At 65.2% G+C, this 1,505-nt stretch carries 1 protein-coding gene; it reads right to left on the reverse strand.

Annotation, left to right across the window (positions count from 1 at the left end; genetic code table 11):
• Positions 1-1,241 (reverse strand): molecular chaperone DnaK (gene dnaK / locus H9626_RS15635; RefSeq protein ID WP_191710798.1); only part of this gene is annotated, 1,241 nt, incomplete at its 3' end.
• Positions 1,242-1,505 lie beyond the last annotated feature (264 nt).

Below are 1,505 nucleotides of genomic sequence, written 5' to 3' on the forward strand. Positions count from 1 at the left end.
GACGGCTGGTTGTCCTCGGCGGTGGAGAACACCTCGGAACGCTTGGTCGGGATGGCGGTGTTGCGGTCGATGAGCTTGGTCATGATGCCGCCCTTGGTCTCGATGCCGAGGCTCAGCGGGGTCACGTCGATCAGCAGGACGTCCTTGCGGTCGCCCTTGATGACACCGGACTGCACGGCGGCGCCGACGGCCACGACCTCGTCCGGGTTCACGGACTGGTTCGCTTCCTTGCCGCCGGTCAGCTCCTTGACCAGGTCCTTGACGGCCGGCATACGAGTCGATCCGCCGACCAGCACCACATGGACGATGCCGCTCACGCCGATGCCGGCGTCGGCCAGCACGTTGTTGAACGGGGTGCGGCAGCGGCCCAGCAGGTCGGAGGTCATCTCCTCGAAGTGGGCGCGGGTCAGGGTCTCGTCCAGGTGCACCGGGGTGCCGTCCGGGGTCATGGCCAGGTACTGCATGGAGATGGTGGTGGAGGTCGAGCTCGACAGCTCCTTCTTGGCCTGCTCGGCGGCTTCCTTCAGGCGCTGCAGAGCGATCTTGTCCTTGGCCAGATCCACGCCGTACTTGTTCTTGACCTCGGTGACCAGCCAGTCGATGATCTTCTGATCCCAGTCGTCGCCGCCCAGGCGGTTGTCGCCGTTGGTGGCCTTGACCTGGATGGTGGAGAAGCCGTCCTCGTCCTTGCCGATCTCCAGCAGGGACACGTCGAAGGTGCCGCCGCCCAGATCGAAGACCAGGATGCGCTCGTCCTCCTTGCCCTTCTCCAGACCGTAGGCCAGGGCGGCCGCGGTCGGCTCGTTGATGATGCGCAGCACGTTCAGACCGGCGATGGGGCCGGCGTCCTTGGGGGCCTGGCGCTGGGCGTCGTTGAAGTACGCCGGGCAGGCGATGACCGCGTCGGTCACCGGCTCGCCCTGGTAGGCCTCGGCGTCGCGCTTGAGCTTCATCAGGATCTGGGCGGAGATCTCCTGCGGGGTCCACTTCTTGCCGTCGATCTCGACGGTCCAGTCGGTGCCCATGTGGCGCTTGACCGAGCTGATGGTGCGGTCCACGTTGGTCACAGCCTGGCGCTTGGCCACCTCGCCGACGAGGATCTCGCCGGACTTGCTGAACGCCACGACCGACGGCGTGGTGCGCGAGCCCTCGGCGTTCACGATGACGGTGGGTTCACCGCCTTCCAGCGTGGCGATGCAGGAATTGGTGGTTCCCAGATCGATGCCTACTGCACGTCCCATAGTGATGTCTCCTTTATGTTCGGTTGTCCGTTACGTTCTTCGCCCAAGTCTTGGGTCCGGCGGCTGTTGCGCCGCCTGATCCTCGACCGGAGGATGCGCCCTCGTCTTGGGCTTTCCAAAACTTGAGCCTACACCACTCAACTTTACGGCGCAAGTGTTTATTCCCGGATTGGGGAGGAATTTTCTGGCACGGCGGCAAAGACCGCCGTCCGCCTCACCGGCTCCGGCATCCGCACGGGCGAGCGCTTCACCGCGCCACCGGAC

It is taken from the genome of Phocaeicola faecium (assembly GCF_014837055.1).
GTDB lineage: Bacteria > Bacteroidota > Bacteroidia > Bacteroidales > Bacteroidaceae > Phocaeicola > Phocaeicola gallinarum.